Source organism: Salinibacterium sp. (assembly GCF_031364185.1).
GTDB lineage: Bacteria > Actinomycetota > Actinomycetes > Actinomycetales > Microbacteriaceae > Rhodoglobus.
Map to the genome: position 1 here is coordinate 1 of NZ_JANLVV010000256.1, position 26,262 is coordinate 26,262.

Consider the following 26,262-nt stretch of genomic DNA (forward strand, 5'->3'; position numbering starts at 1 on the left):
CCCGCAGCGCCACCGACGATGTGCCGGGTCTCGGCGCGCTTCGGTCAGGGCGCCGCAGCGCGAACCGAGCGGCGGCAGCCGCGGACCCCACACCCGAGCCGCGCGGTCACAGCCGGGGCCGCTCGAGCCCGGTAGGCCCGACCCGTAAGCTGGTGATCTTGTGAAGAGCTACCTTGACCTGTTGAAAACCCCAGGAGTGGGCCGCATCATTGCCGCCCAGCTCACGGCGCGTTTTCCCAATGGGATGCTCTCACTCGCCTACCTGCTTCATGTCGAGCACATCTTCAACTCGTACGGCGCGGCCGGGCTCGTCCTGGCCGCTACCAGCATCGGCCAGGCCATCGCGGGCCCGCTCACCAGCCGATGGATGGGCGCCTGGGGGATGCGTCCGGTCCTGATCCTGACGACGGCGGTGGCCGCGGCATCCATGGGCATCGTCGCTTTTGTTTCTATGCCCCTGATCGGCTACATGATCGTCGGATTTCTCGGCGGACTCAGCCAGCCACCCGTGCAGCCGGCGGTGCGCACCATTTACCCGAAGATGGTCAACTCCCGGCAACTGACCCCTCTTTTTTCACTGGATGCCTCGGCGCAGGAGATCATCTGGATCGCCGCTCCCGTGCTCGTGACCTTCGTTTCGATCCAGATCTCGACCGTGCTCGGCATCGTCATCGCGATGGCATTTCTGGTGGGCGGCGGCGCATGGTTCATCTCCAGCCCCGAGGTGGGTCGGGTGCGCATACCGCGCAGCAAGCGCAAACTCGGGGTGGTACTGGCGCGACCCCCGGTACTGCTCGCCACTGTCGTCGGCTTCCTGCTCGTCGGCTCGTGTGCGGCTATCGAAACGGGCGTCGTGGCGCGTTTCGGTGAGGATGGCCCGCAGGCGGGCATCATGCTGGCATTCTGGGCGCTCGCCTCGCTCGCGGGCGGGCTTGGTCTCGGCCACCTGCCCGTGGGCCCGTGGGCGCTGGCTCGGCGTATGGCCGTCGTGTTCGCCGGTTGTACGCTCGCTCTCTTCGCCTGGGATTTCTGGTCACTCGCGTTCACCCTCCTGATTGCGGGACTGTGCATCGCGCCCGCGCTGGCGGTCATGTTCGCTATCGTCTCCGCGAGCGTCAAGTTCAGCGACACGGCGGAGGCGTACGGCTGGGTCGGCACGGGCCAGCTCATCGGCGCCGCGCTGGGCTCGGCGATGGCCGGGTTCCTGATCGATGCGAATGGGTCGATGGGTGGCTTCGTCACGGCGGCAATCTTCGCCGCCCTCGGGTTCGTCGTACCCCTGGTGTTTCGCCGGGCCCACCCTGATCTGCGGGGTAGAGATGCCAGCCCCATTCCAGACACGGAGCCTGTGCCGATCCAGCCCAGCTGATCGCCAGCTGGCATCATCTGATCACCACGAGGGAGCAGGACATGACCACATCACAGAGAGTCGCCGACAGGGCGATCGCGCTGACCTTCGACACCGTCACCGCTGCGCAACACGGTGCGAGCGACGTCGCGCTCACGATCTCAGACGCGTATCGATTGACGCCGCTGAAATTCTGGGGTGTACTGGGCGCCGCTGTGATGGGCGTCGCCGCGATGGTGGCAATCGCCCGTCGCTGAGTTTTCTGCCCTCGGACGCGATGAGCATTGCGGCGTAAGCCGAAACGGTCAGGCCAGGATCATCAGTCCCGGGCGAGCATCCGTACCGGTCGTCGGCGAGAGCAGGGCATCCACTCCCTGCACGTTCAGCTCGAGCTCGGCAAGGCCGCGGGCGCCGATTCAGGGAGTGCGGGATGCCGTAGCGCGCAGAATGCAACGGTCTCGATGCGGCCCTGGCGGCAGAGCTTGGCCTTCTCGAGCATGGTGATGCGCGCTTCCGGGACCCGCTCCCGGAGCGCCCTGGCTGTGGCCAGGCCGACGAGTCCCGCGCCGATGATCAGGTAGTCGTCCATGGAGCGCCCCGCCTTCCGTGGCGTCACCCGATCGGCAGCATTACCCGTCGAGGGGAGTGCGCATACGCTACCATTCAGGCAATCATCGATCCCGGCGCGGGCGGTCAGTACCACCGCACCATCCGGTGAGAGCCGAAACTCGCCACTCTCGATAGGCACGTCGTGTCACCCGAACCCTCCCCGCGAATCGCCGCCACCGCTCAGGTGGACGACGGTGCACTCCTCGAATCGGGCGTCATCGTCTGGGAACTCGCGCAGGTCCGAGAGCGCGCCATCATCGGTGAGGGCTCAACCCTCGGACGAGGAGCGTATGTGGGCCCAGGCGTGACCCTGGGTCGCAACTGCAAAATCCAGAACTACGCACTCCTCTACGAGCCCGCTGTCCTCGAGGACGGCGTTTTCGTGGGGCCCGCGGTCGTCTTCACCAATGACCTCCACCCCCGCGCAATCAACCCGGACGGTTCGCGCAAATCCGGCGACGACTGGCACGCGGTCGGCGTGACCGTGCGCACCGGCGCCGCCATCGGCGCATGCTCGGTGTGTGTCGCGCCGGTCGAGATCGGCGAATGGGCCCTCGTCGCCGCGGGTGCCACCGTCACCCGCGACGTGCCTGCGTTTGCACTCATGGCGGGAAGCCCTGCCCGGCAGATCGGCTGGGTCGGCCGCTCAGGTGCTCGACTGGTCGCCGACGGCGACGACTTCCGCTGCCCGATCACCGGAGAGTTGTATCGCGAAGTTGGCGGCGCCCTCACCCCCGTCGTAGAGCAAACGACCGGAAACGGCTGATGCCGTGTATATTTCCCTGACCAATCACCCCGGCGATCCTGAGGGAACTCCGACAGGGCCGAAGGCCGCCAATCGCGTCTCCTCGGTAGTGATCTCTCTCGGCATCGTGAGCATGCTGACCGACATCTCCTCGGAGTCGGTGGCGGCGATCCTCCCGCTCTATGTCACCGGAGTGATCGGGCTATCGACGGTGGCCTACGGCTTCCTCGATGGGCTGTACCAGGGCGTGAGCGCGATGGTGCGAATCGGCGGAGGGTGGGCCGCTGACCTCGGCGGGCAACCCAAGTGGGTAGCTTTTTTCGGATACGGCCTGTCTGCCGTCGCCCGCGTTGGGCTGCTGTTCGCGACCAGCTTCGGAGCACTGACCGCCGTGCTGACCGTAGACCGGCTTGGCAAGGGCATCCGCACGGCGCCTCGCGACGCTCTCGTTGCGAACGCCTCCACGCCGCAGAATCTCGCGGCCTCGTTCGGGATGCACCGCGCGCTCGACAACACCGGAGCGGCGATCGGACCACTGCTCGCCTTCATTATCCTGCTGGTCATCCCGAACGGCTTCAGCACCGTGTTCGTGATGTCGCTCGCTTTCGCCCTTGTCGGCGTCGCGGTGCTCGGCATCATCATTCCGAACCGACGCACGAACTCGCCTGTTCAACCAGGCACCACGAGGGCGCCAGACTCGGCTGGCCGCCCCGCTGAGATCCGCAGGATTCGTCACCGCACCCCCTGGCGCGAACTGAACAACCCCGGACTCAGACGCCTGCTTCTCGTGGCGGGCCTACTCGGGGTGCTGACGATCGGTGACGGTTTCATCTACCTGGTGCTGCAGGACCGTAGCTCATTCGCGGCGCAGTTCTTCCCTCTCCTATACGTCGGAACGAACGTCGCGTTCCTGGTATTCGCTGTGCCGGTTGGTCGATTCGCCGATCGTTTCGGGCGGGCGCGCACACTGGTTCTCGGCCATGTACTGCTGCTCGCCGCATACGTATCCGCTACGCTGCCCATCACGGGACCGGCCATCACGATCCTCTGCCTCGTGCTGCTGGGAGGGTATTACGCGGCGACCGACGGCATCCTGGCTGTGCTGGCCACCCAGTTCACCACCTCCGCCACCCGTGCGACGGCGATCGCCTCCGCACAGACAGTGGTGGCGGTCGCGCGCTTCATCTCGACGGCCGGGTTCGGCATCCTGTGGTTCGCCATCGGCCGTGAATGGTCGATGTTGCTCGTGACGATCGCCATCGCGCTCGTTCTCCCGATCGTCGCAGCCATCCTGCGCAGCGCCCGGCAGTATCGGGCAGACGTATGACCAGGCGGCAGCGCGTTCTCCTTATGAGTGCAATCTCGGCAATCGCACTGATCGTCGTGATCGTGTTCGGTGCGCTTGCCTACGCGCAATCAAAGGCGGAGCGGAGCGCTCCGAACTCGGTCGCGGCAACGCCAGTGACACGCTTCAGCGGAGCGCGGGTCGAGTTTCGCAACACTGCCTTCGGGGCCGACTACGGCAAGGTCGCCAGCGTGCCGCTCGATGATCCGATGGGTGCCCGCTCGGTGTCTCCACAGCTCTGTGACCGGCTCTACTCCACGTCGAAGCTCACGATGTGCCTGACGACGAATGCTGGCATCGTCACAACGTGGACCGCACAGCAGACGGGCTCTCAAGAGCAGAGCTGGTCGTTGCCGGGCGTGCCGAGCCGCACCCGCATCTCGGCCAACTCCCAGCTCGTCGCCGAGACGTCATTCGTCACGGGCGTCTCATATGCGGCGGTAGGCTTCGCCACCGAGACGATCATCGCCACCGCGACCGGCAAGTCCTACGGCAATATCGAGCGATTCTCACTGCTCGTGGATGGCGCGCCGGTGACAGCGGCCGATCGAAACATTTGGGGAGTAACTTTCACGGATGACAACCGCTATTTCTACGCGACCGCGGCGAGCGGCGGCTCGACCTGGCTCGTGCGCGGGGACCTGGTCGACCGAACTCTGACCTCCGTGCAAAAGGACCTCGAGTGCCCGTCGCTCTCTCCCGATGGCACCCGCATCGCGTTCAAAAAAAACGGCGGCACCGTCAGCACACCGGTCTGGCATATCGCCATACTCGACCTGGAGAGGATGGCAGAGACCATCGTCTCCAGGGAGCACAGCGTCGACGATCAGGTCGAGTGGCTTGACGACTCGACCCTTCTGTACGGGCACCCGCGGCCCGGGGTCGTGGGCGACAGCGACGTGTGGAGCGTACCCGTAGACGGATCGACTGCTCCGAAGGTATTCATCGAGCACGCGTGGTCGCCATCGGTGGTGCGGCCATAATCGGGAAGCTTCTAAGAAAGATCCTGCTGCTGCGCTCCTGATCGCCGGGCTATCCGCGATGCCCGGCGCTGGCGGCGCGACAGAACAAGCCAGCCAACGGACGCACCAACGCCGGCGCCGATGACATTAGCGATGACGTCCCGCACCGTGGGCTGCCTAAAGGGGATCACGATTTGCGCGATCTCGACCCCGATCGACACGACCATGCCGGCAATGACGCCAGCCCAAGGATTGCGGAACAGCAGCGTAAGCAGCAACCCCAGCGGCACGAAGAGCACGATATTCGCCGCGAATTCGATCCAGCCTGCGCCGAAGACCGATCGGGTTGAGCCACCGATCGTGTGCCAGATCGAGTCGATCATGCCGCCGTACGATACCGGTGCCAGAAGAACAACACAGGCCGCCAGTGCATAGACGATGAGCCCTGCGGCAGCCCATGTTCGCGGGCGTGGCGATCGGTCATCCATTATCGATGCCCGCTTCGGCGTGGGCAACCGAGCGCATCGCCGCGGCCATCCCCGCCATAAAGAAGAGCAGGCCGGACGAAATTGTGAATGACACCCCGTCGAAGAAGATCATCAGCACCGCGATCGTGACCATGGATGCCGCGATCGCTCGGCTCATCGCTTTCGTGCTGGCCACCCGCGACACCCGGCTTGCCGAGTACGCACTGCCGATGGCGATCGTGACGAGCATCGCAAAGCTCACCACGCCGATGACGCCCAATTCGACGAGCATAAGCACCCAGGCGTTGTCAAAGATGTAGTACCGCGGAAGGAAGGTTCCAAACCCCTGCCCGAGCAGCGGTGAGGAGGAGATGAATTCAGGAACGCGGGCCAGGCCATCCACTCTCGATTGGGTGCTGGGGTCGTCTGATGCGCCGGCGAACAACCCCACAATCGTTCCCAGTAATCCGGGTACCACGGCAAGCACGATGAGCGACAGGATCCCGCCGCCCACCCCGATCACCCAGCGGAACGCGACCGGGATGGCGGGCAGGGAGAAGATGACTGCCACGGCGAGCCCAATGATTGCCGACCTCGACACCGCGATCACTGACGCAATCGTGATGACCCCTACAGCGACCCACCACCACCCCCGATGGGGAGAAAACCTGGCGCGAAAACCCCCGTTGACGGCTGCTGTGATAGCCAACGGCAGACTCGCAACCACGGGAACCGCATACTCCAGTGGATGAATAGCTGTTCCGGATGCGCGAGTGAAGGAGCCTCGCGTTGCGGCATCAGCAAGATCCACTGTCATTCCCGGGATGCTGGACGTCCAGTCCAGCAGCGTCTGGCCGGTGACGAATTGCGCGAGACCCAAGGCTGCCAGGGCTGCACCGCCGATGGCGAGCCGCCGCACCAGTCTGGCTGCGTCAGCGTGCGTTCGAATTCCATCGATCGCGACAAAAAACACCCCGGCCCATGATGCGAATCGAAACAGGGCCGTCACTGCGGGGCTGATCTGGTCTGTTGGCTGACCACGCAGCATCGCAGCCGCGAAGCTGACCAGTGCGACGATCACCAGCGCGCCGAATGCGTACCGCAAGGGCTGCGGGATCGTCGTCTCGTCGTCCGCGCGAGTTTGGAGTCTTGTCACTATCCACCAGAACAGCAGGATAAGACCCCAGAGCAGCGACGGACGGCCGAGGCTCCCCCATCGACTGATCGTCATGAACGAGGGCCACCCCAGCAGGAGCACGATATAGATGGTTAACATCGTGGAGGCACTTACTCCGCGCCCACGCGTAGTGACCCGGCGACCGATGGCGGCCGCGGGACGCACGTTCTCGCGGCCGACACTCATCCGGCTGGGGCCTCATCGGTGCTTTCGGGAAGCTTGCGGCTCGTGCTGGCGTCTCTTTTGCGGGACAACCCGACCCCCGCCCTGTCACGACCAGCCACTCGGCTTCGCCCAGACCGGAAGAGACGCGGGCCAACACTGCGGCGTCCCCGTTCGTCCGCATCCGAAGTTATTAGCGGCTGTTTCCGGGGGGTGTCCGGATCTGCGGGGGTGTCCGAGTCTTCGGGCACATCCTCCGCTTCGACGTCGCTTTCGATCAGCGTGCCCTCGGTTTGGCCCGCTCGGGTGCGACGGGACAAGCCGTCTACCAGGCTCGCGAGCAGGATCGTGATCACCGCGATCCCGACTCCAACCCCTACCGTGGCAACGAGACGGTTGCGCTGCTGGAGGGTGCTCGATTGGTCCTCGGTCAGCGTGGAGATGGTGATGCGATCGACTACCTTCACATTCTGCTCGCTTTGGAGTCGCTCCAGGATGACGGCAGACCTCAAGAGAATGTCGGTGAGTGCCCCCTTAGCATCCGCATTGCTCTTCGCAGTGACCGTGATCAGGATGATCGGGCCGGACGTGCTCGGATCCTTTGATGCCGTAATCTCTGTCCCCGGGTAGTCCTGCACGACCTCCCCCGCTGCTTCGTCGGCGTTCAGGGACCGCACCAGCACGTCAGCAGACTGGGTGAGTCCGCCGAGAAAGAGGTACGGGTTCGTGGCTCCTTCCGGGATCGTTCCCTGGCCGGGCAGAAGCAGCTGCGTGGCCGTTCGTTCAAAGTCCGGCTTGATCGTGGTGGACGCAAAGATTGCGAGTATGGCGGCGATCAGCATCCCGGGAATGACGATGTACCACCGTCGTAACAGCCCTCGCAGTGTGTCGGCCAGATTCATGCTGCGATGCCTCCCCACGTCGTCGGCATCGGCCGCGACCTTCCTAACCGACCGGGCGCCGAGCGGCGTCGGATTGCGAGGTCGAGCGCGACGGCCGCCCAGATACCCAGGATGGATCCGGCAAGCCCCATCGCAGCGAACGCGAGAATCTCGGTCACGCGCGACGGAACAATTTTATCGATCCGGGTGCTCGTCGGTTCCACAGTCCCTGTGATCCGGTTCTCGGCAGTCGGCACGGCGAGACTTTGTTGGGCCCCGGCCACAGTGGCGATCTGAGTAAGCAGTTGCTGCTGCCGGGCCTCCACCCACTCTCTGGTGGGGCCAACGATCTGGATCTCGATCGTGGCAGACGGGAAGACCGCCATCCACTGGTTCCCCTCATTTCGCAGGGAGACGAGAACGCCCTCACGCACGCCCGCACCGTAGTAAGGAGCATCCGCGGAAGAATAGTTCGCCACGGGCTTGCCACGATTGATCTCACTGGCGATCGCGCCGGCGAAAGCGATCACGCTGGAATCATTGCTGCCGTTATTGGCCATCAGCGTTGTCGCCGCGGGCAGAGTAAACGTCACAGCGGTCCTGGTGGTGAAGGTGCCGCCGTCCCGGTGCAGGGCATAGGCCAAGAGGGCCATCAAAGCGAAGACCAGCACGAGCACATACCAGCGCCGGAAAGAGGCATGGGCGATGTCGCGAACTGTCATACGTCCCCTTCCCCCACTGGAGACTTCACGGGGATAGCGAGTCGAGTATACTCATCTCGCCGTGATGCCTCACCAATAGTGACGAGGAAGTGCCGTATCGTGCTCTCCCTGCACTCCTCGACAATCGCTGCGCGTCTGGGATGACCTCTGGAATGACGAACTCGACGGTCGATTTCTCGATCATCGTGGTGTCGTACCACAACGCGGTTGATCTCACGGGGCTGATCGCCTCAATCGACGCGGCGGCAGCCAGCTCGAGCTGGCACGCAACGATCGTGAACAACGCTCCAGACGAGCCGTTGGCGCCCATATTTGCCTCCCATGATCGCGTGACTGTCGTCGAGGCCGGGGCGAATCTCGGCTATTCGGGCGGGCTCAACCTGGGAATGGCTCACGCCCCCCGGTCTCGATGGACGGCCTTTCTCAACCCCGACCTGACCCTGCACCCACGATCTCTCGAGCGCCTTGGCGCGGTTCTCGAGGCAGGAGCGGAAGCGGCCGTGCCCCTCATTGTCGATGCCGCGGGGCATCGACAGGACTCGCTGCGCAGAGAGCCGTCGGTCATCGCTGCGATCGGCGATGCCCTCTTCGGCGACTCGTGGATCGGTCGACCGGAGGCGCTCAGCGAAACCGTCCGCAGCCCCGGCGCGTATGCACGCGCCCACAACATCGAATGGGCCACGGGGGCCGCTCTCGCCATTCGGACCGGGATCGCTGACGCGATCGGTGACTGGGATGACCAGCGGTTCTTCATGTACTCCGAGGAGACGGACTACGCGCGCCGGATCCGCCACCATGGCGGCTCTATAGGTTTCGAGCCCGGCGCTGTCGTGGAACACCGAGCGGGAGGGTCAGGTTCGTCTCGCGCCCTTTATGCCCTCATGGAGGTGAATAAGCTGCGGTACTTCCAGAAGTGGCACGGCCCTGCAGCCTCAGGCATATTCGCCGTCGTGCTGCTCGTGCGAAACCTGATCCGCCCTCATCGACCGGGCGCGCGTACGGCAGTTCGCGCTCTACTCTCGGCACGTGCCCGCGCCGAGCTCCCGGGAGGAGACCGGTGACTTCCGGCACCGTCATCATCGCTGCCCACAACGAAGAGGCGGTCATTGGGCGCACGCTCGAGGCGCTCCGCGACGCACTGGTAAACCAGTGCATTCGGATCGTCGTGGTGAGCAATGGCTGCACCGATCACACGGCAGAAGTTGCGGCGCAGTATGAGGGCGTGAACGTTGTCGACATCCGGGTGGCGTCGAAGACCGCGGCGCTGCGGGAAGGAGACCTGCACGCGGCATCCGGCCCCCGCATCTATCTCGACGCCGACATCGTGCTGACGAGCCGGGCCGCGAAAGACGTCGTCGATGCTCTCTCACGCGGAGCCATTGCCGCCCGCCCGCCCCATGCCTTCGACTCCTCTCGAGCGACCTGGATCGTTCGCTCCTGGTACCGAGTGCGCGCCGAGCTCCCCTCGATCGCGACATCCCTGTGGGGAGCAGGCTGCTATGCACTTTCTGAAGGCGGCCGGGCGCGATTCGAGGAATTTCCCGAGCTGGTGTCGGATGACCTGTTCATCGACCGTCTCTTCCTACCCGGGGAAGTCACGATCGTGGCCACCGACCCCGTAATCGTGACCACTCCGCGCAAGACCGCCGATCTACTCCGAATCCTGCGACGCAGCTACCGCACCCAGCCAGAGGTAGCCCCAAACGGCGGCGGTCTGTCGGTCGGGCAACGTGGACAACTCGGCGACCTGAAAGCGCTCCTGCGTCGATCTCCCGGTCGCAGCGGAGACGTCGTCGTATATGTCGCGATCATCGCGTTCGGGCGTCTTCGTGCCAGGTTTGCCCGATCGAGCGACCGTTGGGAGCGCGACACCAGCTCGCGTCAGTTGGACTGACGCTGCGTCGATACGAAGAATGTTTCGTGCCAGACCTCGAGCGACATGAGAGTCCAGATGCGGGACTCTTCGTTGAACTTGCCGCTGTCGTGGCGGTCGAGCAGGTCACGAATCGCCTTCTTATCAAGGGTGGCAGCGACGAACGATCCGGTGCCGGTGAGGCGCTCGCGCACCGAATCGCGCAGAGACGACCGAAACCAGGAGTCGAGCGGAACACGGAATCCCACCTTGCGCCTGTCGACGATGTTGGCGGGAAGGTAGCGGCGAGCGACCTCCTTCAGCACCCACTTGGTCTGCCCCGACCGCACCTTCACCGACGACGGCAGTCGAAATGCGAGATCCGCAAGTCGATGATCGAGCAGTGGGGGTCTCAGCTCTAGGGAGGCTGCCATCGACATCCGGTCCCCGCGTTCGAGGAGGTTGTCTGGCAGCCAGTTGCGCAGATCAGCCAACAGCATCGCACGGATCGGGTCGACACTGCGCCCAGCAACCGCTACGGATGTCTGCCGTGTGGCCACGCCCGTGAGCAGTTGAGCTCGCTCTCGCGCTGAGAACGGCGCGAACCAGGCCCGAAACTGGCCATCGCGGTCAGCCGTCGACCAGACACGCAACGCGATCCGAGCACGAGCAAGTCGAGCGGGCAGGTAACGGTCGATGCCTTCACCGACGCTGCGGCGGAATTCACCGGGAAGGATGGATGCCGCGGCCATCGCCTGCGCGGCGCGGTACTTCGGGTAGCCAGCGAAAAGTTCGTCGCCGCCTTCGCCGGAGAGCACGACCGTCACATGCTCCCGTGCGGCCTGCGCCAGCCGGAAGACCGCGAAATCGGCGGGTTCGGACATCGGCGCGTCACGATGCCAGGTGAGGGTGGGCCAGAGTGACTCCAGGTCGCGGGCATCCACGTGCACCTCATGGTGGTCGGTACCGATGTGGTCGCTCACCTGGCGGGCGAACGGCAGCTCGTCGGCGCGTGGATCGCCGAACCCCGCGGAGAACGTCTTCAACCTCCCGCCACCGAGCATCCCGGCCGCCTTTGCGACGATCAGGCTGCTGTCGACGCCGCCGCTCAGGTAAGCGCCGACGGGTACATCCGCGACGAGTGCTGATCGCACCGCCTCGGTGACCGTCTGGTCGACTGCGTCCACGGCGTCGGCGGCCGACCACGCGGTCTCATCCTGCTCTGGTGGCACCCAGTAGACATGCTCGGTGATCGTGCCATCCGGCCGCACCTCCGCCCGGTGGGCGGCGGTGAGCTTTCGGACGCCCTCGAAGAGGGTGAAAGGCGCAGGAACGGAACGGCCGTGCAGGTAGGCACCGAGGCTTTCGTGGTCGACCGACGGAGGCTGTTCCATGCCGGCAAGAATGGCCTTGATCTCGGAGCCGAACAGTAGCGACCCTCCCGACCTGCGGAAGTAGAGAGGCAGGATGCCCAGCCGATCGCGGACGAGATGCACGATCCCGGTCTGCCTGTCGAACGCAGCAAACGCGAACTGCCCGACGAGGTCGTCTACATAGCGAATGCCGTAGGCCACCAGCCCGGCGAGGATCGTTTCCGTATCTCCCGAGGTGCGGAATGGATACTCGAGCGACTCGCGCAACTGCTGGTAGTTGACGATCTCGCCATTGAAGACGATCGTCCACCTGCCGTCCACACTCTGCATCGGCTGGTGGGAGCCGCTTACATCGATAATGGACAATCGCCGGTGCCCGAAGCCCACCCGCCCGTCTACCCAGAAGCCGTCACTATCGGGCCCACGATGATGCACAGCCTCGGCCATCAGCTCGATCCGATCGCGCGAAATCGCGCCACCATCAAATCGAACTGCGCCGACGATTCCGCACATAGGATGATCGTAGCGACACTCGAAGCTTGAAAGTTTGTCAATGTCACTATCCGCAGCCGCCGACTGGGAGACTCTCGCATGGCTAAAGCTGGCAGGGGCCGGCTGGTTCTGATAATCGTGCAAAACCTTCCTGTTCCTCTCGATCGGCGAGTGTGGCTGGAGTGCGAGGCGTTGGTAGCGCAGGGCTACGAAGTGTCCGTGATCTGCCCGAAGGGCCCAGGGGATCCAGCCTTCCATGAGATCAATGGCATCCACATCTATAAGTACTCTCCCGCGCCCGAGGCGAAGGGAGCGTTCGGGTTCGTTTTCGAATTCGCGTATTCATGGGTGCGCACGGCATGGCTGTCAGTCAGGGTGCGACGGCGCCACGGTTTCGACGTGATCCAGGCCTGTAACCCGCCGGACACCTACTGGTTGCTCGCCCTGCTCTGGCGGCTGCGCGGAACGCGTTTCATCTTCGATCAGCATGACCTGAACCCGGAACTGTATATCTCGCGCTTCGGAAAGCCGACAGGAATAGTCGGACGACTACAGCTCGGCGGTCTCGCACGACTGGAGCGGAACACCTACCGCACGGCAGATCGGGTCATCTCCACGAACGCGTCCTATAAGCAGGTTGCCGAACACCGCGGAAAGCTCGAACCGGCGACGGTCACGGTCGTCCGTAGTGGGCCAGATACGACGGTAATGCGACCGGTCTACCCCGACCCGTCGATCCGGGCCGGCGCAGAACACCTGCTCGCCTACATCGGAATCATGGGTCCGCAGGATGGCGTCGAGAACATCCTTGCCGTAATGGAGGAACTAGTGCACGAGCGCGGCCGGAGCGATATCCGCGCTGTTCTCTTGGGCTTCGGAGACTGTCTCGAGAGTCTGAAACGGGAATCGACACAGCGCGGCCTCGACGACCACGTCGTGTTCACCGGTCGAGTAGGGCCGAGTCAGATCGCGCAGTACCTGAGCGCGGCGGACCTCGGACTGGGTCCCGACCTCAACACCCCATTGAACAACGTATCGACGATGAACAAGACCATGGAATATATGGCGTTCGGAGTCGTCCCGGTGTCGTTCGACCTTATCGAAACTCGCGTTTCCGCAGGCGATACCGGGATCTATGTCTCCTCGGGGGACATCAGCGGGTTCGCCGACGCGATCGAGGCACTGCTCGATGACCCCGACCGGCGGGTCGAACTTGGGTTGCGGGCACGCAGGCGGGTCGCCGCCGAGCTGGATTGGAGGCCGCAGGCAGAGGCATACGTCAGGGTGTTTGACGACCTAATGGGCAACGAGCCTGACGAGAACGCGTGGCCATACATGCCGCGGCCGGTCAGCCCTGTCGATGCCGGCGCACCCGTCCGCGTCGATCTCGAGGATGCCGCGGAACTACGCCGTTTCCTGCGCGACCGCACAACCCTGACGCCGATGACATGACCGTGCCGACGATCGATCACGTCATTCTGACCCGCTTCAACCTGCCGTCAGGTGGCACCGAGGCGCGCATACGTGCGAGCGAAAGGTGGCTTGTCAACCGCTGGGATCTTTTCGAACGGTACTGCGCACCCTCGGTCGCAGCGCAGTCCAACCGTAATGTCTCGTGGATCATCTACTTCGATCCCGAGAGTCCGGAGTGGCTCACAACCGCGGTCGCTCCATACGCAAAGCAGGGCCTCTTCACTCCGTTCTACCGCGCGGAGGTTCCGTACGACGTCCTCCTCGCAGACGTGCGACAGGTGTCGACCGGCTCAGCAGACATGCTCATCACGACGAACCTTGATAATGATGACGGGCTCGCGATCGATTTCGTGGAGCGACTCCAGGCCGCCGTCGACTTCACCGATCGACGGGCGCTCTATCTTATTAATGGTCTGATCAAAGGCCCGGGTGGGGTTTACCTGCGCCGGGATGCTGATAATGCGTTCTGTTCTGTCGCAGAGGCGTGGGATCAGCCGAAGATGTGCTGGGCCGACTGGCATTTGATGCTCAGGCGCACCATGCCCGTGGTAGAGATCGACGGTGCGCCGGGCTGGTTGCAGGTGGTGCACGGCGAGAACGTCAGCAATCGTGTCCGAGGCCGCCTGACATCTCCAGCCCCCTGGATCTCTCGGTTTCCCTGGGCACTGGTGGAGGCCCCGCAGCCGGGTTTCGGTGACCTGGCACGCGACCGAATCATTACTTCCCCCCTGAGATGGCTGCGCGACACCGGCAGGGCGACCGCGCGCAGGGTCGCCATTGCTGCGCTTGGCAAGGATGGGATGCAGCGCCTGAAGGAACGATTGCAGCGCTGACATTTGGCGTCGATCTGGGCAAAGGTGGTGAGGATACGCGAAGATCCGTCGTGTAATTGTTATTCTTTTTACGAGAATGGTGTGCTTTAATGGCGGATTCGCTATCGAGGAGAATGAATGTCTTCCCAAAGCCCCGGGCAGCGTGGTCAAATCCGCCGACGTGCAAGACTCACACGACGAGTGATTCGAGGCGGACTCGCTGGTCTCAGCGTGACGGCACTGGCGGTCGCCGCCGCGGTCGCTGTCCCCGCATTCGCCCAGACCCCGGCGTCATCCATATCCTCTGCCCAGACTCCGGGATCCACCACCGGAATCTTCTCAGACACTCTTCGCCCTTCAGTCGCCGTCGACCCGGATCGTGACCCGGTCGAGCTCGGCCTGAAATTCTCGCCCGAGAAAAGCGGAGCGGTCACCGCGCTTCAGTATTTCCAAAGCCGCGCGTCAAGCGGCGTGACCTCGGCAACTCTTTGGACCGCTCAGGGCACAAAGCTGACAACTGTCACCTTCGCTGCAAGTAACCGCGAAGGCTGGCGCACCATCAGTCTCAAGGCTCCGGTAGCTCTTGACGCCGGAAGTTCCTATGTCGTCTCGTACCACGCCTCGAAGGGCTCGTACGCCGTGATCGAGGGCGACCTGCCTGCCAAGAAGTCGCTGAATGGCTTCACCCTGCTCCGCGGGGCGGGCGTCTATAAATACGGCTCGAGTGGCATCCCCACCAGCTCGTATAAGGCGTCCAACTATCTCGTGGATATCGTGTACGCGATCAGCACGACGGCAGGCGATACGCCTGCGACGACACCGAGGAGCCCCGGGGCACCGATCCCGGTTCTCCCGACACCCGCGACACCTACCCCCCGCGCGACCAAGCCCCCGCTTGTTCGCCCCGCGCCTGCTCCCGTGCCTGTCGTGACTCCTGCGCCGAGCAATCCGCCAGCGCCGTCGCCCGTGCCGGCATCCACCACACCGGCCACTGCAGGATGGACTGTCTCGGCGAGCACTGTCGGTCTTGCTCCGCTCGGCCTCAGCTGTGCAACCCTGCCGGTCTATACCGGCAGCAGCAGCGTTCCCTCTGGCACTGTGATTTCGGGCAAGCTTATTTCGGGCGGTCTCGACCTCTCAGCGGGAGGCATCATCATCGAGAACAGTTGCATCCAGCCGACGTCCGCCGGTCGTGGAATGCCCGTGGTCGCCACCCAAAACTTCAATACTTTCACCATCACGCCGAGTAGGGTGACGATCCGAAACAGCGAGTTCGACGGATCCAGGCTGACAACAGAGGATGCTGCATGGGCGACCGCCTTCATCGGTATCGCGGACCTCACGGGCAACTACATCCACGGATTCGGTAGCGGAATCGGGATCATGAATTCCGGGTCGAGTCTGGATGCGACAATCGAACGCAACTACGTCACCGGACTGGTCGCGTGGGGTGACCCCGCGACCACAGGAAACCACTCCGATGCCTTCACCATCCGCGACTTCACAAACAGAACCCGCGCTGATCGCAAGTTGGTCGTGCTCAACAACCGGTTCAACTCCAACTCCGGAAGCGACACTGGCGCGCTGTTCATTCAGACCTACTCCGGCAGCATCGACAATGTGCTCATCCAGGGCAACCTGCTCGAAGGTAACGGCTACCAACTCGGACTCAACCAGATGAACGACTCCTATAGCAACCTGCGCGCGGAGAATAACCGATTCTCCGGGACCGGATACGGCGCCTCATACGTGCAGAATGGCCCGGGCTGGGCGCAGTGGGACTCCAACTTCATCTACAGCTCCTCGACTGCTGATGGCAAGGGCAGAGCGGTCAGCCAGCCGTAGCACCGAGCTGAAGAGTGGGGACCCGCATCCACTCACTGCCAATCCGGGCCTTGCTTATCGGATCGAGCGACCCGCCGTAGAAGTTCGGCGTGAGCCCTGACCATCTCCCGCACACCCGGGCTGTTCGGCGGCCGCAGCGCGATTCGGCCTGTCTCACGATCGCGCGCGATCTGCTCAGCAACGCAGACGATCGCTGCAGCAAATTGTGGCGCGTTCGACTGGTGACCAGACCGCAACCTCGCCCATCCCACCCGCGCATCTGTCACCGCGTCTGCCGCCCCTGTCGCGTTGGGGACCAGTATCGACCTCGCCGGATCGCGGTTGACGAGTTCTTTCGCTCCGCCCACGTCACTCAAGACGAGCGGCAGACCGGCCTCGAGTGCCTCGGTCGCAGCGACAGGCCACCCCTCGAAGAAGGAGTCGAGCACGAATCCGTCGCCAGCGTCGAACAGTGACTGGGCATCTGACTGGCCCAGCAGGTGTACCCGATCACCGTGCTGATTGCGACGGCGGATCCCATCCGCACGTCGTAATTCGACCCAATCCGATGGGTCTCCCGCGATCACGAGGTGAATCGGAAGTTCGGTAGCCTCGACTGCCCGCAGAAATGACGACACACATCCCGCGATGTTCTTCTGCGCGTCGTACCGTGCCAGGCAGACGAAAACTACCGCGTCCGTCAGGTCCTGGCCGACCACATCGCCGAGCCAGCCCCTCGCCTCCCTGCGACGGCTGTCGCCGATGCGCGGCCGATCCGGGGCTCCGTTGGGGACGACGGCGAATCGGTCCACGGATGACGGAGGGAGATGCCGTCGATGGAAATCGCTGACGACTCGGCTGACGGCGATAGCTGCCGCTGCGTGTGAGTACAGCGTTATGAAACGGCGCCATTGCTGGCGCGAGTAATGGATCTCGGTGTTATGGAGCACGGCGACTAGCGGCAGCCCGGAGTCGATAGCCGCCTGTTCGAGTAGCGGCGGGGCGCTGTGGACCTGCACGACATCCGCGCCAGCGTCGACGACCGCCGAGATGTCGGTTGTGCCATCCAATACGGAGATGACCCGCACGCCGCGTTCCCTCAGTCGCTGGGCTCGCGGCCCATCCCCCTGGCACACGATCACCGGCAGCACCCCGAATTCGCCAAGACCCGTGGCCAGTATGTCGACCACAGACCCTATCCCTCCCACGTCGAGTTTGTCTGTCACGATCGCACACACGATGTCGGCAGGCTGTGCAGGCGATAGCGGGGGTTCGGACGCCGCACGGGCGGGTGCGCGCACTACGCTCAGCTCGCGTCGAAGCAGCTTCCGCGTGATCGGGTGCACGTAGGCGTAGCGCCACTTCGGCGGCAGCAGGCTCGTCGCGTCGGCCAGGAGCCCGAACAGGATGGCGCTTCCGGCACCACCGACGCGACGCCGAATCGCGTCGCCCGTCATACGGACACACCCCTGGAGGGCATGACGATGCCGGCATAGGGACGCGATCGATGATCGCTCCACAATTCTCCGACGTCGGAGCGCGACACCCCAAGCACTATCCACAGTCGCGCTTCCTGTGAGAAGCCGACGATGCAAGGGCTGCCAGCGAGGTCGAGGAAACCCAGATCCTGCGCCTCGAGATTGGCCAGCACGACGAGCTCCCCTGACGCGCGCTTCTCGATCTCGGCCGTCATGGTCGCCAGGTCTGCGGTGGCGGCCGAGGTGAGCCGTCCGAGTCGTTCGAGCCCGCGTACCTCCGTAGCGGTGCCACCCACGATTTCGCGGTCGAGCGCGCGGATGGCCGACGCACCGCTCAACGCCGCGATCTGATCGATCACGAATCGCACATCGGCGAGTACGACGTCGCGGAGGGGAACGACGCTGCGGGCTCCCCGGGCGGCCCGCGATTCCCGTTCCCAGCGGACGAGACCCCGCGCGCGACGGCCGATCAACGCTGCCCGGCCGGCTCCCCCATCCGGCCAGATCGTGCCGCAGGTGGTGGCCAGGGGCAGGAGTGCCGGATAGGCGTCTCCGACGAAGCGATGCGCGACATCGAGATACCGGAGGTTCGAACTGAGACTGTTGTGGGTGAGGGGAATGTCGCGAACGACGGCTCGAAGGCCCGCTTCCCGCATTCGAGCCGAATACTCGACGGCGTAGGCGTGCCAACCGAGGCGAGCATCGTCGGCGATTGGATCCTGTCGGTGGCGATCCCGCGTGATCATGAAGAGCACTTCGTCTATGCTTTCCACGTCGCGGGGTTGCGGCGCCGGCTCACCCAACCCGATCACCCGGTCGCGAATCCGCCCGACGATACGGCCGGAGCCGTCGATTCCCACCGCCCCCATTACCCCGATCTGCGGGCTGCTGAGCAGCTCATGCGCAGCGCGCTCGAGCCCGACCATCGAATGCAGGAACACATCCTGGTGCGCGAAGACCACCACCTCATTGAGCGCTTGCGCCGCTCCGTGGTTCAGTGCCGCCCCCGCCGTCGCGAATGCACCACCGCGGCTGTCGACGGCAATCAGCTCCGTCAGAGTCGGTGCGACACATCCTTCGTCGATCGATCGCTTCAGGCATCTCGCGAGCACATCAGGGTTGTTGAAGACGCAGATGATGGACACAGGAGCGCGGCCCGCGTACTCGAGTTTTGCAGATACTTCTGGATCGTGACTCACGGTCGCGGCCACCGGGTTCGGCGGAAGGGGATCCGGTTTCCCCATCGGCTGCGCGCCAGGATGCGAACACCCTCGTCGATCACCGAGCGGGCGATGAGCCTGGTCACCACCAGGTGCACGATCGTCATCACGACGCCGGTCACCAGGATCGACACCAACGGGGGCAGGTCGGAAGAGACGAGCATCGCGCCCCAGCCAGCGGCTCCCGTGACGACGGTCACCACCACGAGGTAGCAGAACGGGCCGGCGATGTTGTACCACCGCGCGCTGAGTAGTCGTGAGGTGAGAAACCAGCGCACCACGGTGGCCACGAGACACACTGCAAGGAAGCCCCAGGCGATCGCGACGAGTCCTGAGGTGACCAGCGCGATGGTCATGCCGAGGGTGAGCGCGTCGATCACGAGAGCGTAGACGAACCACCTGCCCGGCTTTCCGACACCGTAGAACAGGCCATGATCGAGCCAGGCACCGATAGACAGGGATCCGGCGAGTGCGAGGATCTGCGCGACGGCGAAGCTTTGTTCCCATCCCTCGCCGAAGACGATCGGCACGATGAGGGGAGACGCGACCGCTACGAAAGTCAGGGGCAAAGACAAAGCGGCGTAGGTGAGGCGGAGAGCCCGGACGTATGCGCCGCGCAGTCGCTCGACGTCATCCCTGATCTTCGCGAAAGCCACCTGGGCAACCGGGACTATGGCACCGCCAGTGAGGTCCTGGACCATCTGGACCAGGCGCTGGGCGATGTTCATGTACCCGAACCTCGCAAGACCGAGGGTCGATGAGATCACGGCTGCTTCCCCCGAAGCACGCAGAATGGCGACGAATTCCACACCTAGCACCTGGCTGCCGAAGCTCGCCATCGACACGAAGTCCAAGCGAGAGAAGCCGAACCCTGGGCGCCAGCGCACACTGATCCACAGCAGGACAGTGGAGATCACCGGTGCCGTGAGTGATTGCCCCACCAGGGCCCACACGCCGAACCCGCTGAACGCCATAATGATCGCCACGACCTGCGCAGCAAGGGCGGCAATAGTCGCCTGGCCGGCGATCGCGGCGAAGCGCATCTCCCGCCGCATAATCGCCATCGGCACTGACCCCACCGCCGTAGCGAGCACCCAGAGCGACAGCACCTGCATCACGGAGATCACATCGGTGTCGCCGAAGAGCTGGCCGAGCAACGGTGCCAGGGCGAAGAGCACGACGCACAGCACGAGGCCGGCACTCATCGAGAACCAGAACGCCGTGCTCAGCATTCTGCGATTGGTCTTCTCAACCTGCACAATGTATGCCGCAAAGCCGAGGTCAGAGAGCACGTAGAAGAACGGGAGCACGGTCGAGGCCGCCGCCACGGTTCCGAAATCCGCCGGCGAAAGCAGTCTGGTCAGGATGATGATGGTGACGAAGCTGAAAATGCGCGCTGCCCATTTCTGGGCAGTGAGCCAGAGAACCCCGCGAGTTGCTTGTTGGCCGACGCTGAGGATGGACTGTTGTTCGGTCCTCGGGTCGGCGGAGAGCCGCTCCCGGGCCGCTGAGCTGTCTTCTTCCACCGCGCCATCCTTTTTCATAGCGCCGCCCTCTGCGTCAGCCGTTGGAGCTTCTCGACAAGACGATGGCCCTCCCGGGGAAGGTCCGCGATCCAGCGAGAGGTGGATCTGCGCCCCAGCGCTCGCGAATACACCTCCAGGAGTCGGTCGGTCATCGCCTCGAGCCCGAACCGGGAGGTCGCGAAGTCACGCCCGAACGCCCCTAACTCGGCCCGGTAGTCAGGATCGTCGAGCACGGGAGCCAGAGAGTTCAGAAGCATTCCGACCGGGTCGGGCACGGCATCCGGGCTCCACAAGCTCGAGCGAGCGAGCGTGGTCGCTGAAAGCGGCTCGAAAAGAGCGGAAAACCCGGCCTCACCCTGCACGACGAGCGGCTTACCGAACGCAAGACCGCGGGCGGCAGACCCCCCCATGCCGAGCACGATATCGGCGGCCGCGTAGGCCGCCCTGGGATCGGCCATCGGGCCGAGTAGCCTCACCGCGTCACGACCGATCTCGTCGTTGACCTTCGCTGCGTGCCGTGCGACGGCCGGCTCGTTGTCGCCCGTCCCCACGATGGCCAGGGTGGCGCCACGATCCGCAAGCGTGCGCATAGCATCGATGGCCACACCGATCGGCACTGATTTCATGCTGCTGACGAGCCGGCTGACGATGACCAGCAACAGCCCGTTGCCCAATCCATGCCCGGTACGGAAATCTCCGTCGTCGACCGCACCGGGACTATTGGACGCAAGGTCGACCGGCGGGCTGATGAGCACCGCCCCGCCCGGCCGGCTCGACTGCTCGTCGAACTGGTACCCGGTGCCAACGACGAGCGGCATGTGACGATGCATCTTGAACGACACCTGCATCTCGTACACGGTCAGTACCCACGGGCGCGCACCCCAGCGCGCCGGGCCCCAGAAGGTGGGCCGGCCACCGCCCCATGAGCCGTAGACGTGCACGAGGTCGGCGCCGAAGTCGTCGGCAAAACGGCTCAGTTGGCGAGCATGAGCGAACAGGCTGGGCTCGGCATCATACGGCTTTACGCACACGCCCTTGGCTGAGGCGATGTCCAATAATGACGGGCCGTCGCGCCGCGACCCGCGGTCTCCGACCAACAGGCTGTCGATACCGCGGGCACGAAGTGCAGCGGCAAAGTCGACAGCGTTGATCTGGGTGCCGCCGAGTTCGAGGCTGTTGAGGTGGACGAGAATTCGCATGGTCTGAGCCTCATCGCCCGACGGCAGTTTTTACGGCCCCTGCGACGCGCTCCTGCTGCCCGGCGTTCAGGTGGGGATGCATCGGCAGCGACAGAATCGTGTCGGCGGCAGCCTCAGCCACGGGAAACTGCCCACGCCGGTAGCCGAGCGCGGCGTACGCCTCTGTCAGATGCACCGGTGTCGGATAGTGAATACCGACACCGATTCCAGCGGCAGACAGCTCTGCCACGACCCGATCGCGATCCGTGATCCGGATCACGTACAGGTGCCAGGCATCGATGTTTCCCGGGCGCACTATCGGTGTACGAACTCCGTTGACTCCGGCGAGTATGGCGGAGTATCGGCTCGCCGCCGCCCGACGAGCGGCGTTCCACCCTTCGAGCCTGCGCAGTTTCGCGCGCAGCACCGGTGCCTGGATCGCATCCATCCTGGCGTTCATGCCGACGTGGTCGTGCACGTACTTCGTAGAACTGCCGTGGGCTGCGAGGTTGCGCACGAGCGCGGCCGCGTCGGCGTCATCCGTCATCACCGCGCCGGCGTCTCCGGCCGCGCCGAGGTTCTTTCCGGGGTAGAAGCTCGTAGCAGAGATGCGCCCCATGGCACCTGCCCGGCCGGCCGCCGATGACGCGCCCTGCGACTGCGCGGCATCCTCGACAACCACGATTCCGTGGCGATCGGCGATCGGCAGGATGTGCTCGACGGGGGCCGTCTGGCCGAACAGGTGCACGGGCACGATGACCCGAGTACGGCTCGTGACGGCGGCCTCGACGGCGTCGGGGTCGATGAGCAGGTGCTCTTCATCGACATCCACGAAGACAGGCACGGCTCCGACGCGCGAGACGGCCTCCGCCGTGGCGATGAAGGTATTGGCCGGCATGATTACCTCGTCGCCCGGGCCGACACCGACGGCACGGTAAGCAAGCTCGAGTGCATCGGTTCCATTGGAGACGCCAACCACGTGCTCGACGCCGATGTACTCCGCAAACTCGTGCTCAAAGGCGTCGATCTCGCTGCCGCCGATGAATCCGGCGGTGTCGAACAGGTGCTGCCACGCGGGCAACACCTCACCGGCGATCTCCGCACTTTGCGCCGCCAAATCGAGGAACGGGACACTCACGGTGTCCTCCCGAGCAGCCGGGCCGGCACGCCCACCCATGTTCCAGGATGGTGGATGTCGCGGAGGACGACCGCGCCCATTCCGACCGTGGCCCGTGGCGCGATCGACACACCCTGGCGCACCGAGCAGTTCATCCCCAGGTACGCACCACGCCCGATGCGTACGCCCCCGCCGAGGGCGACGCCGGCGGCAAGGGTAGCGAAATCGTCGATGAGGCAATCGTGGGTGATGGTGACGTGCGGCATGGCGACGACGTGCGCACCGATGACAGCATCCGCCGTGATCACCACCCCGGCCAGAAGGATCGAACCGACCCCGACCGGGCAGGCTCCGGGATTGCGCACCGAGGGATCAACGATCGTCGCATACCGCTCGGCATCGACGCCGAGCGCGTCGAGCCGCGCGACGACCCGCTCTCGGTCGGCGCCGGAGCCCACGCAGACGAGCACCTGGGCATCCGGATAGAGCGGGATGTCATCAATTCCTCCGAGCATGGGAGCGCCGCCGATGGTGCGCGGAAGCTCGACGTGCCGATCGTCAAGGAATCCGAGCACGATCCGACCCGACCCCTTTATCACGGGCAGCACCTCGCGGGCGAGGCCGCTGGCCGCGATGAGAAGGAGGGGCCCGCTCATGCCGCTACCCCGGCTGAGCCCTTCGCGGCGCCGACCAGGGCGTCGACGACCTGCGCCAGCTCGGCGTCGGTCAACTGGTGGAATACCGGCAGGATGAGCGTGTTGTCGCTCAGTTGCTCCGTGACCGGCAGCGGGAGCGATCCGGCATCACTGCCCGCGTACGCCGGCTGGCGGTGCGCGGCCATGATGCCGCGGCGGGCGGAGACATCGGCAGCAGCCAGCGCCTCGATCAACTGCTCGCGGGTCAGGGGGAAACTCTTGTCAACCTCAACCCACAGCGACTGGAAGTTGGAGGTGCCGTAGTCAGGGTCGGCGACGAGCCGCAGTCCGGGGATCCCGGCGATGCGTGCCCTGTACTCCGCCGCGATCTCGCGTCGCCGGGCCACAATGGCCGGCAGTCGGCCGAGCTGCACGAGTCCGACGGCGGCCTGCATGTCGGTCATCCGGTAGTTGAATCCGACCTCGCCGTACTCCTCCGGCGGCGCGATGACGCTGGCGGCGCGATCGGCGGCCGAGACGCTCATTGCGTGCTCGCGCAGTCGGCGCGCGCGGGCTGCCCACGGGCCGTTCGACGTGGTCAGCATGCCGCCCTCCCCCGTCGTGAGCAGCTTGCGCGGGTGGAACGACCAGGCCGCGATGTCGGCGCCCGCTCCGACCGGACGGCCCCGGTAGGTCGAACCGGCGCCGCACGCGGCATCCTCAATGACCAGGATGCCGCGCGGATCGGTGACCGCGCGGATCGCATCGAGGTCGACCGGCATACCGCCCTGATCGACGACGATCACGGCGCGAGTGCGCTCGGTGAGGGCGGCGCTCACGGTCTCGGCGGTGACGTTGCCGGTGAGCGGATCGACATCCGCGAATACCGGACGCGCGCCGACGTAGGTGGGCACGTTGGCCGTCGCGATGAACGAGAACGAGGGGACGACCACGTCATCCCGCTCACCGATGCCACCCACCACCAGCGCGAGGTGAAGAGCAGTTGTGCAGTTGGAGGTGGCAACGGCGTGCTCGGCCTGCATCACTTCCGCGAAGGCGGCCTCGAACGCCGCGACCCGAGGGCCCTGCGCGACCCACCCGGAGGCGATCACCTCGGCGACCGCGTCGGCCTCCTCGGTGCCGAACCACGGTTTCATGACGTTGACCCTGCTCATGCGAGAGCCTCCGACTTTCCGGCGGATATCTCCTCGCGCAGCGGGCTCCACCACTCGACGAGCGAGCGGAGGCCGTCTTCCAACGAGATCTCGGCGGTGAAACCGAGATCGTGCTGCGCGGCCGTCACATCGGCGAGGCGGCGGGTGACACCGTTAACAACGCGCTCGGGACCGTGCTCGACACTGAGGTGGGAATCCATGGCGCGCAGCAGCGTCCGCGCCAGATCCAGCAGGGTCGACTCATGGCCGCTCGCCACATTGTAGACACCGTCCACAATGTCGCTCTCGGCCGCCAGGATATTGGCGCGGGCGATGTCCTGGGTGGCGACGAAGTCCATCGTCTGCAGGCCATCACCGAAGATCAGCGGTGGCGTGCCGTCGGCGATACGCTCCATCCAGCGCACGAGCCCCTCGGTGTAGAGCCCGTGCACGTCCATGCGGGGGCCGTACGCGTTGAAGTAACGCAGGATGACGAAGTCGAGGCCCTTCATCGCGCGGAAGCTGCGGATCATGCCCTCGTTGAATGACTTTGCCGCGCCGTAGAAGGTGTCGTTGTTGTGGTGGTGGTGACGCTCGGTGGTCGGAAACTCCTCGGCCAGGCCGTAGACCGATGCACTGGATGCCGAGATCAGCTTGTCGACCCCGAGCTCGGCCGCGGCCTCCACGACGTTGAAGGTGCCGTCGACGAGCACCTCGAGGGCCAGCCGCGGTTGCTCGGCACACTGGGTGATCCGTATCGCTGCCTGGTGGAAGACCAACTGCTTGCCCGTGGTCAGCTCGCGTACCAGCCCCTTGTCGCGGATGTCTCCCTCGTGGAAGGTCACCCGGTCGTCGGCCAGTGCATCTTCGAGATTGGCGCGCCGGCCACGCACGAGGTTGTCGAGTACGTCGACATGAGCGGCGCCTGCGGCAAGCAGTTGGTCGACGATGTGCGATCCGATCGTGCCTGCGCCGCCGGTGACGAAGACAGAGGATCCGGAGATTTCGGTCATGATGCGTGTTCCACGTGAAGGGCGTTGGACGCCAAGCGGTCCGCAAAGAGGTCGACGGATGCCGGAGAACCGGCCTTACCGAGGCTGCGGGTCGCTGCCTCCAGAATGGACAAGACACGTAGTCCAGCTCGGCCGTCGGTGCGCGGGGCGCGAAGAGTGCGGATACTGTCAGCGAATTCGCTCACCATCGCGGAGAGCGCTTCAAGCTCCGGCAGGGCGGGCGACCAGGTGTCGCCGAGGCGATAAGAAACGATAGCGGCCTCCCGCTCCGCGGCGTTAGCCGGCTGCTGAGCCAGGTCGACACCTCGGTCATAGACGCTGAGCCGCTGCTGCGGGTTGAGGTCGTCCCACAGCAGGGTTCGCTTAGTGCCGCCCACGACCATCTGGCGGATCTTGGTGGGACTGAGCCAGTTGACGTGCGCGTGTGCCAAGCCACCGCCTTCGAGGGGAATACTCAGGTATCCGATGCAGGATTTGCCGGTGCCCAGAGGGTCGGCGCCCTGTGCGGCGACGCTTGTCGCGTTGAGCCCGCCTGGGAGGATGAAGTCCATGATCGAGAGGTCATGGGGCGCGAGATCCCAGAAAACATCCACGTCGCGCTGTATGAGCCCGAGGTTGATGCGAACTGAGTCGATGAACAAGATGTCGCCGAGTTGCCCGTCGGCGACGAGTTCTCGGATCTTCATGACGGCCGGGG

24 protein-coding genes and 1 pseudogene are annotated in these 26,262 nt (G+C 64.7%); 10 read left to right on the forward strand and 15 right to left on the reverse strand.

Annotation, left to right across the window (positions count from 1 at the left end; all coding sequences use genetic code 11):
* Positions 1 to 160 precede the first annotated feature (160 nt).
* The gene (locus RMN95_RS11045) at positions 161 to 1,369 is read left to right on the forward strand and encodes an MFS transporter (protein ID WP_309616966.1); all 1,209 of its coding nucleotides are present in this window, start codon (positions 161 to 163) and stop codon (positions 1,367 to 1,369) included.
* Positions 1,370 to 1,410: 41 nt separating this feature from the next.
* Positions 1,411 to 1,605, forward strand: a complete 195-nt coding sequence (locus RMN95_RS11050) for a hypothetical protein (protein ID WP_309616967.1) — start codon at positions 1,411 to 1,413, stop codon at positions 1,603 to 1,605.
* A gap of 125 nt (positions 1,606 to 1,730) precedes the next feature.
* On the opposite strand, the gene RMN95_RS11055 is transcribed toward RMN95_RS11050, so the two are convergent.
* On the reverse strand, positions 1,731 to 2,096 hold the full coding sequence (locus RMN95_RS11055) for an NAD(P)-binding protein (RefSeq protein ID WP_309616968.1): 366 nt from the start codon (positions 2,094 to 2,096) through the stop codon (positions 1,731 to 1,733).
* Positions 2,097 to 2,099: 3 nt separating this feature from the next.
* On the opposite strand from RMN95_RS11055, the gene RMN95_RS11060 reads away from it, so the two are divergent.
* The 3 genes from RMN95_RS11060 to RMN95_RS11070 are packed head-to-tail and all read left to right on the forward strand — an operon-like array spanning position 2,100 to position 5,030.
* Positions 2,100 to 2,723, forward strand: coding sequence for an acyltransferase (locus RMN95_RS11060; protein WP_397545284.1), 624 nt, complete (start codon positions 2,100 to 2,102; stop codon positions 2,721 to 2,723).
* A 4-nt stretch (positions 2,724 to 2,727) separates the two neighbouring features.
* A complete protein-coding gene (locus RMN95_RS11065) occupies positions 2,728 to 4,029 on the forward strand; it encodes an MFS transporter (RefSeq protein WP_309616969.1) in 1,302 nt (433 codons plus the stop codon).
* A 23-nt stretch (positions 4,030 to 4,052) separates the two neighbouring features.
* Positions 4,053 to 5,030: a hypothetical protein gene (locus tag RMN95_RS11070; RefSeq protein WP_309616970.1), complete on the forward strand. Its 978-nt coding sequence runs from the start codon at positions 4,053 to 4,055 to the stop codon at positions 5,028 to 5,030.
* Between the two features lie 11 nt (positions 5,031 to 5,041).
* Here the strand turns inward: RMN95_RS11070 and RMN95_RS11075 are convergent, their stop codons facing one another.
* From RMN95_RS11075 to RMN95_RS11090, 4 genes are all read right to left on the reverse strand, one after another.
* Positions 5,042 to 5,497: a VanZ family protein gene (locus tag RMN95_RS11075; RefSeq protein ID WP_309616971.1), complete on the reverse strand. Its 456-nt coding sequence runs from the start codon at positions 5,495 to 5,497 to the stop codon at positions 5,042 to 5,044.
* Positions 5,490 to 6,752: an O-antigen ligase family protein gene (locus tag RMN95_RS11080; RefSeq protein ID WP_309616972.1), complete on the reverse strand. Its 1,263-nt coding sequence runs from the start codon at positions 6,750 to 6,752 to the stop codon at positions 5,490 to 5,492. Before RMN95_RS11080 ends, RMN95_RS11075 begins: the two co-directional genes overlap by 8 nt.
* 83 nt (positions 6,753 to 6,835) lie before the next feature.
* Positions 6,836 to 7,717 (reverse strand): hypothetical protein, encoded by an 882-nt coding sequence (locus tag RMN95_RS11085; RefSeq protein ID WP_309616973.1) that lies wholly within the window; start codon positions 7,715 to 7,717, stop codon positions 6,836 to 6,838.
* Positions 7,714 to 8,418 (reverse strand): hypothetical protein, encoded by a 705-nt coding sequence (locus RMN95_RS11090; RefSeq protein WP_309616974.1) that lies wholly within the window; start codon positions 8,416 to 8,418, stop codon positions 7,714 to 7,716. The genes RMN95_RS11085 and RMN95_RS11090 overlap by 4 nt, the downstream gene beginning before the upstream one ends.
* 152 nt (positions 8,419 to 8,570) lie before the next feature.
* Between RMN95_RS11090 and RMN95_RS11095 the strand changes: the two genes are divergently transcribed.
* A complete protein-coding gene (locus RMN95_RS11095; protein WP_309616975.1) occupies positions 8,571 to 9,479 on the forward strand; it encodes a glycosyltransferase family 2 protein in 909 nt (302 codons plus the stop codon).
* Positions 9,476 to 10,312, forward strand: a complete 837-nt coding sequence (locus RMN95_RS11100; protein WP_309616976.1) for a glycosyltransferase — start codon at positions 9,476 to 9,478, stop codon at positions 10,310 to 10,312. The genes RMN95_RS11095 and RMN95_RS11100 overlap by 4 nt, the downstream gene beginning before the upstream one ends.
* Here the strand turns inward: RMN95_RS11100 and asnB are convergent.
* Positions 10,300 to 12,156 (reverse strand): asparagine synthase (glutamine-hydrolyzing), encoded by a 1,857-nt coding sequence (gene asnB / locus RMN95_RS11105; RefSeq protein WP_309616977.1) that lies wholly within the window; start codon positions 12,154 to 12,156, stop codon positions 10,300 to 10,302. The genes RMN95_RS11100 and asnB overlap by 13 nt on opposite strands.
* A gap of 78 nt (positions 12,157 to 12,234) precedes the next feature.
* Here asnB and RMN95_RS11110 point away from each other — a divergent pair, with 78 nt between their 5' ends.
* The 3 genes from RMN95_RS11110 to RMN95_RS11120 all read left to right on the forward strand — a co-directional run bounded on the left by RMN95_RS11110 (position 12,235) and on the right by RMN95_RS11120 (position 16,265).
* Positions 12,235 to 13,587 (forward strand): glycosyltransferase family 4 protein, encoded by a 1,353-nt coding sequence (locus RMN95_RS11110; RefSeq protein ID WP_309616978.1) that lies wholly within the window; start codon positions 12,235 to 12,237, stop codon positions 13,585 to 13,587.
* On the forward strand, positions 13,584 to 14,441 hold the full coding sequence (locus RMN95_RS11115) for a glycosyltransferase (RefSeq protein ID WP_309616979.1): 858 nt from the start codon (positions 13,584 to 13,586) through the stop codon (positions 14,439 to 14,441). The genes RMN95_RS11110 and RMN95_RS11115 overlap by 4 nt, the downstream gene beginning before the upstream one ends.
* Positions 14,442 to 14,651: 210 nt before the next feature.
* Positions 14,652 to 16,265 (forward strand): DUF4082 domain-containing protein, encoded by a 1,614-nt coding sequence (locus tag RMN95_RS11120; RefSeq protein WP_309616980.1) that lies wholly within the window; start codon positions 14,652 to 14,654, stop codon positions 16,263 to 16,265.
* 32 nt (positions 16,266 to 16,297) lie between these two features.
* Here the strand turns inward: RMN95_RS11120 and RMN95_RS11125 are convergent, their stop codons facing one another.
* The 9 genes and pseudogenes from RMN95_RS11125 to RMN95_RS11165 form a co-directional block, all read right to left on the reverse strand.
* Entirely contained in the window at positions 16,298 to 17,701 is a 1,404-nt protein-coding gene (locus tag RMN95_RS11125) for a glycosyltransferase (protein WP_309616981.1), read from the reverse strand.
* Positions 17,698 to 18,921 (reverse strand): glycosyltransferase, encoded by a 1,224-nt coding sequence (locus RMN95_RS11130; RefSeq protein ID WP_309616982.1) that lies wholly within the window; start codon positions 18,919 to 18,921, stop codon positions 17,698 to 17,700. Before RMN95_RS11130 ends, RMN95_RS11125 begins: the two co-directional genes overlap by 4 nt.
* Positions 18,918 to 20,486, reverse strand: coding sequence for a lipopolysaccharide biosynthesis protein (locus RMN95_RS11135; RefSeq protein WP_309616983.1), 1,569 nt, complete (start codon positions 20,484 to 20,486; stop codon positions 18,918 to 18,920). The genes RMN95_RS11130 and RMN95_RS11135 overlap by 4 nt, the downstream gene beginning before the upstream one ends.
* Positions 20,483 to 21,667, reverse strand: coding sequence for a glycosyltransferase (locus RMN95_RS11140; protein WP_309616984.1), 1,185 nt, complete (start codon positions 21,665 to 21,667; stop codon positions 20,483 to 20,485). Before RMN95_RS11140 ends, RMN95_RS11135 begins: the two co-directional genes overlap by 4 nt.
* Positions 21,668 to 21,677: 10 nt before the next feature.
* Complete coding sequence (locus RMN95_RS11145; protein WP_309616985.1) at positions 21,678 to 22,784, reverse strand: DegT/DnrJ/EryC1/StrS family aminotransferase; 1,107 nt, start codon at positions 22,782 to 22,784, stop codon at positions 21,678 to 21,680.
* On the reverse strand, positions 22,781 to 23,419 hold the full coding sequence (locus tag RMN95_RS11150) for an acetyltransferase (protein WP_309616986.1): 639 nt from the start codon (positions 23,417 to 23,419) through the stop codon (positions 22,781 to 22,783). Before RMN95_RS11150 ends, RMN95_RS11145 begins: the two co-directional genes overlap by 4 nt.
* On the reverse strand, positions 23,416 to 24,555 hold the full coding sequence (locus RMN95_RS11155; protein WP_309616987.1) for a DegT/DnrJ/EryC1/StrS family aminotransferase: 1,140 nt from the start codon (positions 24,553 to 24,555) through the stop codon (positions 23,416 to 23,418). Before RMN95_RS11155 ends, RMN95_RS11150 begins: the two co-directional genes overlap by 4 nt.
* A gap of 14 nt (positions 24,556 to 24,569) precedes the next feature.
* A complete protein-coding gene (locus RMN95_RS11160) occupies positions 24,570 to 25,565 on the reverse strand; it encodes an NAD-dependent epimerase/dehydratase family protein (protein ID WP_309616988.1) in 996 nt (331 codons plus the stop codon).
* Positions 25,562 to 26,262 (reverse strand): annotated as a pseudogene (locus RMN95_RS11165) (gfo/Idh/MocA family oxidoreductase); the annotation flags it as partial. The pseudogene RMN95_RS11165 and the gene RMN95_RS11160, both read right to left, overlap by 4 nt.

What these genes read in the sequence shown, in the direction of transcription:
- RMN95_RS11110 (WP_309616978.1), top strand. Translation starts at nt 12,235, where the DNA reads ATGGCTAAAGCTGGCAGGGGCCGGCTGGTTCTGATAATCGTGCAAAAC.
- RMN95_RS11140 (WP_309616984.1), bottom strand. Translation starts at nt 21,667, where the DNA reads ATGCGAATTCTCGTCCACCTCAACAGCCTCGAACTCGGCGGCACCCAG.
- RMN95_RS11070 (WP_309616970.1), top strand. Translation starts at nt 4,053, where the DNA reads ATGAGTGCAATCTCGGCAATCGCACTGATCGTCGTGATCGTGTTCGGT.
- RMN95_RS11095 (WP_309616975.1), top strand. Translation starts at nt 8,571, where the DNA reads ATGACGAACTCGACGGTCGATTTCTCGATCATCGTGGTGTCGTACCAC.
- RMN95_RS11150 (WP_309616986.1), bottom strand. Translation starts at nt 23,419, where the DNA reads ATGAGCGGGCCCCTCCTTCTCATCGCGGCCAGCGGCCTCGCCCGCGAG.
- RMN95_RS11090 (WP_309616974.1), bottom strand. Translation starts at nt 8,418, where the DNA reads ATGACAGTTCGCGACATCGCCCATGCCTCTTTCCGGCGCTGGTATGTG.
- asnB (WP_309616977.1), bottom strand. Translation starts at nt 12,156, where the DNA reads ATGTGCGGAATCGTCGGCGCAGTTCGATTTGATGGTGGCGCGATTTCG.
- RMN95_RS11160 (WP_309616988.1), bottom strand. Translation starts at nt 25,565, where the DNA reads ATGACCGAAATCTCCGGATCCTCTGTCTTCGTCACCGGCGGCGCAGGC.
- RMN95_RS11135 (WP_309616983.1), bottom strand. Translation starts at nt 20,486, where the DNA reads ATGAAAAAGGATGGCGCGGTGGAAGAAGACAGCTCAGCGGCCCGGGAG.
- RMN95_RS11050 (WP_309616967.1), top strand. Translation starts at nt 1,411, where the DNA reads ATGACCACATCACAGAGAGTCGCCGACAGGGCGATCGCGCTGACCTTC.
- RMN95_RS11155 (WP_309616987.1), bottom strand. Translation starts at nt 24,555, where the DNA reads ATGAAACCGTGGTTCGGCACCGAGGAGGCCGACGCGGTCGCCGAGGTG.
- RMN95_RS11080 (WP_309616972.1), bottom strand. Translation starts at nt 6,752, where the DNA reads ATGTTAACCATCTATATCGTGCTCCTGCTGGGGTGGCCCTCGTTCATG.
- RMN95_RS11115 (WP_309616979.1), top strand. Translation starts at nt 13,584, where the DNA reads ATGACCGTGCCGACGATCGATCACGTCATTCTGACCCGCTTCAACCTG.
- RMN95_RS11075 (WP_309616971.1), bottom strand. Translation starts at nt 5,497, where the DNA reads ATGGATGACCGATCGCCACGCCCGCGAACATGGGCTGCCGCAGGGCTC.
- RMN95_RS11125 (WP_309616981.1), bottom strand. Translation starts at nt 17,701, where the DNA reads ATGACGGGCGACGCGATTCGGCGTCGCGTCGGTGGTGCCGGAAGCGCC.
- RMN95_RS11085 (WP_309616973.1), bottom strand. Translation starts at nt 7,717, where the DNA reads ATGAATCTGGCCGACACACTGCGAGGGCTGTTACGACGGTGGTACATC.